At 66.8% G+C, this 5,507-nt stretch carries 5 protein-coding genes; 1 reads left to right on the forward strand and 4 read right to left on the reverse strand.

What is annotated here, in order from left to right; translation table 11 throughout:
• The 4 genes from VEC03_RS11790 to ugpB form a co-directional block, all read right to left on the reverse strand.
• The coding region (locus VEC03_RS11790; RefSeq protein ID WP_324915410.1) for an ABC transporter ATP-binding protein at nt 1-496 on the reverse strand (496 nt) is incomplete at its 3' end.
• A 128-nt stretch (nt 497-624) separates the two neighbouring features.
• Nucleotides 625-1,479, reverse strand: a complete 855-nt coding sequence (ugpE, locus tag VEC03_RS11795; protein ID WP_324915411.1) for a sn-glycerol-3-phosphate ABC transporter permease UgpE — start codon at nt 1,477-1,479, stop codon at nt 625-627.
• A 1-nt stretch (nt 1,480) separates the two neighbouring features.
• Nucleotides 1,481-2,362, reverse strand: coding sequence for a sn-glycerol-3-phosphate ABC transporter permease UgpA (gene ugpA / locus VEC03_RS11800; RefSeq protein ID WP_324915412.1), 882 nt, complete (start codon nt 2,360-2,362; stop codon nt 1,481-1,483).
• A gap of 245 nt (nt 2,363-2,607) precedes the next feature.
• Nucleotides 2,608-3,912: a sn-glycerol-3-phosphate ABC transporter substrate-binding protein UgpB gene (ugpB, locus tag VEC03_RS11805; protein ID WP_324915414.1), complete on the reverse strand. Its 1,305-nt coding sequence runs from the start codon at nt 3,910-3,912 to the stop codon at nt 2,608-2,610.
• 269 nt (nt 3,913-4,181) lie between these two features.
• Between ugpB and VEC03_RS11810 the strand changes: the two genes are divergently transcribed.
• A partial coding sequence (locus tag VEC03_RS11810) for a DUF3683 domain-containing protein (RefSeq protein WP_324915415.1) occupies nt 4,182-5,507 on the forward strand: 1,326 nt, incomplete at its 3' end.

Genomic DNA, 5,507 nt, shown 5'->3' on the forward strand with positions numbered 1-5,507 from the left:
TGAGCGGCTCGTCGAAGAGGAAGACCTTGGGCCGCCGCACGATCGCCCGCCCCAGGGCCACGCGCTGGCGCTGCCCGCCGGAGAGCTCCGACGGCCGGCGTCCCAGGAGCGGGCCCAGGCCGAGGGTCTCGGCCGCCTCGGCGACGCGGCGCTCGAGCTCGGCCGCGGGCGTCCGGCGCATGCGCAGGCCGAACGAGAGGTTCTCCCGCACGGTCATGTGCGGGTAGAGCGCGTAGTTCTGGAAGACCATGGCGATGTCGCGCTCGGCCGGCTCCAGGTTGTTGACCACGCGGTCGCCGATGCGGATCTCGCCGCCGGAGATCTCCTCCAGGCCCGCCACCATGCGCAGCAGGGTGGACTTGCCGCAGCCGGACGGCCCGACGATGACGATGAACTCGCCCTTCTCGATCTCGGCGCTGACGCCGTGGATCACCTGCAGGGCGTGCTTGCCCTTGCCGTATTGCTTGATGACGTTGTTCAGGGTGAGGGAGGCCATATCGATTTCTCGTCAGTTGGGGGCAGGTCCCCAGGCGCTTCGAGCGTTGGTCTGACCCGCGAATCCTCTAGTCAGTTGGGGACAGAGCAAAAGCTCTTTCGAGCTTTTGGTCTGTCCCGCAAAGGTATTTACTTTTCGGTATCAACCAGGCCCTTGACGAACCACTTCTGCATCAGCACGACCACCACCGCGGGCGGCAGCATGGCCAGGATGGCGGTGGCCATGACCACGTTCCATTCGATGTAGACCTCGCCCGAGATCAGGCGCTTGATGCCCATCACGATGGGGTACATGCGCTCGTCGGTGGTCACCAGCAGCGGCCAGAGGTACTGGTTCCAGCCGTAGATGAACTGGATCACGAACAGCGCCGCCATCGAGGTCTTGGACAGCGGCAGCAGCACGTCCTTGAAGAAGCGCATGGGGCCGGCGCCGTCCATGCGCGCGGCCTCCACCAGTTCGTCCGGGACCGTCAGGAAGAACTGGCGGAACAGGAAGGTGGCGGTGGCCGACGCGATCAGCGGCACCGTGAGACCGGCCATCGAGTTGAGCATCCGCAGGTCGGAGATCACCTCGTAGGTCGGCCCGATGCGCACTTCCACCGGCAGCATCAGGGTGACGAACACCATCCAGAAGACGAGGCCCTTGGCCGGGAAGCGGAAGTAGACGATGGCGAAGGCCGACAGGATGGAGATCGCGATCTTGCCGATGGCGATGATCAGCGCGCTGGCCAGGCTGATGCCCATCATGGGCAGGGCCGGGGAGACGGTCGCGCCGGCGGCTGTCTTGCCGCCGAACAGGGCGAAGCGGTAGCTCTCCCAGAAGTTGCTGCCGGGCAGCAGCGAGATCGGGTTGCTGCTGGAGATCTGCTCGGCCGTCTGGGTGGACCCGATGAAGGTCATGTAGATCGGGAAGCAGACGATCACGACCCCCACGACCAGGATGGCGTGGGAGACGACGTCGAGGATGGGGCGGCGCTCGATCATGTCAGTAGTGGACCTTCTTCTCGACGAACCGGAACTGCACCACGGTGAGCGCGATGACGATGGCCATCAGCACCACCGACTGGGCGGCCGAGCCGTTGATGTCCATGGCCTTGAAGCCGTCGTAGTAGACCTTGTAGACCAGGATCGAGGTGTCCTTGCCCGGGCCGCCGCTGGTGGCCGCGTCGACGATGGCGAAGGTCTCGAAGAAGGCGTACACGACGTTGATCACCAGCAGGAAGAAGGTGGTCGGCGACAGCAGCGGGAAGACGATGCTCCAGAAGCGCCGCCAGGGGCTGGCGCCATCGATGGTGGCGGCCTCGATCAGCGATTGCGGGATGGACTGCAGGCCGGCCAGGAAGAACAGGAAGTTGTAGGAGATGTGCTTCCAGATGGCGGCCATCACGATCAGCGCCATTGCGTGGTTGCCGTTGAGGACGTGGTCCCACTCGAAGCCCATCTCGATCAGGGCGTAGCGGATGGTGCCGTAGGGCGAGGCGAACATCATCAGCCACAGCACGCCGGCGACCACCGGCGCCACCGCATACGGCCAGATCAGCAGGGTCTTGTACAGGCCCGAGGCGCGCACCACGCGGTTGGCCATCACGGCCAGCAGCAGCGACAGCGCCAGGCCGCCGACGGCCACCAGCACGGAGAAGATCGCCGTGATCCGGAAGGAGTCGAGGTAGCCGGGATCGTCGAACAGGCGCTGGAAGTTGGCCATGCCCACGAATTCGCTGTGGGCGCCGAAGGCGTCCTCCTGCAGCACGCTCTGGTACAGGGCCTGGCCCGCGGGCCAGAAGAAGAACACCAGGATGATGGCCATCTGGGGCGTGATCAGCACCCAGGGCAGCCACGCCGACTTGAACAGGACCCTCTTCTCCATGGGGCGGTATTGTCGTTGAACGGTTGAGGTCGGATCGCCACGCGCCGGGGGCAGCGGACGATCGCATGAAAAAACCCCGCTGGGCGGGGCTTGGAGTCACGACTCGCGGTGGAGCCGGGCCAACTTGCAGCGGTCCCTCTGATCTGCCGCGATCACCCTCCCCCGCCTGGCGGGGGAGGGCAGGGAGGGGGTGCCGTCAGTCCACTGCGAGCAGCGGAGCGCGACAGAAGGCGAACACAAGGCCGTCAGGCCTTGTTGGCTTTCTGGAAGCGCTCCAATTGCTCGTTACCGCGGCGAACCGCGTTGTCCAGCGCTTCCTTGGGCTGCTTGTTGCCCTGCCACACGCCTTCGAGTTCCTCGTCGATGATGGTGCGGATCTGCACGAAGTTGCCCAGGCGCACGCCGCGCGACTTGTCGGTCGTCTTGCGGATCATCTGGTTGACCGAGACGTCATAGCCGGGGTTCTGCTTGTAGAAGCCGGACTTCTCGGTCAGCTCGAACGAGGCCTTTGTCACCGGCAGGTAGCCGGTGCGCTGGTGGCTCTTGGCCGCCACTTCGGGCTTGGACAGGTAGCTCAGGAACTGGGCCACGCCCTTGTACTCGGCGGGCTTCTTGCCGGCCATCACCCACAGGCTGGCGCCGCCGATGACGGTGTTCTGCGGCGCGCCGGGCACGTCGGGGTAGTACGGCAGGGTGCCGATGCCGTAGGCGAACTTGCTGTTGCGCTTGACGCTGCCGGCCAGGGCCGAGGAGCCGGTCGCCATCGCGCATTCGCCCGAGACGAAGGTGGCGTCGGCCTTGTTGTCGCGGCCCTTGTAGACGAACAGGCCGCCCTTGGCCATGTTGGCCAGGTTCTCGATGTGGCGCACGTGCAGCGGGCTGTTGAACGCCAGGCGCGTGTCGGTGCCGCCGAAGCCGTTGTTCTTGGTCGCGTACAGCACGTTGTGCCAGGCCGAGAAGCTCTCCAGCTGCGTCCAGCTGATCCAGCTGGTGGTGAACGGGCACTTGTGGCCGGAGGCCTTCAGCTTGGCCGCGGCCAGGGCCACCTCGGGCCAGGTCTTGGGCGGGTTCTCCGGATCCAGGCCGGCGGCCTTGAAGGCGTCCTTGTTGTAGTGGAACACCGGGGTGGAGCTGTTGAACGGGTAGCTGAGCATCTGCCCGTTCGGGGCCGTGTAGTAGCCCGCCACCGCCGGCACGTAGATGCTGGGGTCGAACTTCAGGCCGGCCTGGTTCATCACCTGGGCCACCGGCACGATGGCGCCCTTGGCGGACATCATGGTGGCGGTGCCCACTTCGAACACCTGGATGATGTGCGGCGCATTGCCGGCGCGGTAGGCGGCGATGCCGGCGGTCATGGACTCGGAGTAGCTGCCCTTGAAGGTGGGCACGATCCGGTAGTCCTTCTGGCTGGCGTTGAATTCCTTGGCCAGGTCGTTGACCCACTCGCCGAGGGCGCCGCCCATGGAATGCCACCACTGGATTTCGGTCTGGGCCGCGGCGGGTAGGGTGACGGCGGCGGCCAGCGCCACTGCACAAAGCTTCAGTTTCATGAGAACTCCTGGAACGGGTTGGGTCACGAGGGCGTGACTCTACAGTCGATTTGTGACGGAAGATTAGAGCCGGCCTCCCCGCGTCGTGCCTACCGGGGTTTCCATAAGCAGGGCAGGCATGACCCTGGTTCCCCGCCTTCGCGGGGACGTGGAACATCGCCCTTCGGGCTCTGCTCCACGGTTGCGCTGCGGTAACATCCGCTCTCAGCCGCCAAGCCAATCGTTCGGCTGACATGCAACCCCGCGGCCGCGGGGCACCACCCGCAACGATGAACGCACCGAACAAGCTCGACCAGCTGCTGGCGGCAGCCGCAGGCGATGCGCCGCGCCTGCGCGAGATCCCCTACAACTACACCTCGTTCTCGGACCGCGAGATCGTCATCCGGCTGCTGGGCGCCCGCGCCTGGGAGGTGCTGGACCGGCTGCGCAGCGAACGCCACACCGGCCGCTCCGCCCGCATGCTGTACGAGGTGCTGGGCGACATCTGGGTGGTGCAGCGCAATCCCTACCTGCAGGACGACCTGCTGGACAACCCCCGGCGCCGGCGCCTGCTGGTGGAGGCGCTGGAGCACCGGCTGGCCGAGATCGGCAAGCGCCGCACGCCGGCCGACGATGCCGCCCGCGACGCCCTGGTCGGCGAACTGCTGGAGGCCGCGCAACGGGCCGTGCGCGCCTTCGACGAGGGCTTCCGCGAGACGGCCGAGCTGCGCCGGCAGGTGCTCAGGACCCTGCGCCGGCACACCGCCCGCGACAACATCAAGTTCGACGGCCTGTCGCGCGTGTCGCATGTCACCGACGCGACCGACTGGCGCGTCGAGTACCCGTTCGTGGTGCTCACCCCGGACAGCGAGGCCGAGATGGCCGGCCTGGTCAAGGGCTGCATCGAGCTGGGCCTGACCATCATCCCGCGCGGTGGCGGCACCGGCTACACCGGCGGCGCCGTGCCGCTGACGTGGAAGAGTGCGGTGATCAACACCGAGAAGCTCGAGGCGATGACCGAGGTCGAGCACGTGACGATCCCGGGCCATTCGCAGCCGGTGCCGACGGTCTGGACCGAGGCCGGCGTGGTCACCCAGCGCGTGTCCGATGCGGCCGAGCGCGCCGGCTTCGTGTTCGCGGTGGACCCGACCTCGGCCGAGGCCTCCTGCATCGGCGGCAACATCGCCATGAACGCCGGCGGCAAGAAGGCGGTGCTGTGGGGCACGGCGCTGGACAACCTGGTGTCCTGGCGCATGGTCACGCCGCAGGCCGAGTGGCTGGAGGTCACGCGGCTGGACCACAACCTGGGCAAGATCCACGACGCGGCGATCGCCAGCTTCGAGCTGCAGTACTTCGCAGCCGACGGCAAGACGCCGCTGCGCCGCGAGACGCTGGCCGTCCCCGGCGCCACCTTCCGCAAGGAAGGCCTGGGCAAGGACGTCACCGACAAGTTTCTGTCCGGCCTGCCAGGCATTCAGAAGGAGGGCTGCGACGGCCTGATCACCAGCGCCCGCTGGGTGGTGCACCGCATGCCGGCGCACACCCGCACGGTGTGCCTGGAGTTCTTCGGCAACGCCAGGGACGCGGTGCCCAGCATCGTCGAGATCAAGGACTTC

The organism is Ramlibacter sp., assembly GCF_035627355.1.
Taxonomy (GTDB): Bacteria; Pseudomonadota; Gammaproteobacteria; order Burkholderiales; family Burkholderiaceae_C; genus Ramlibacter.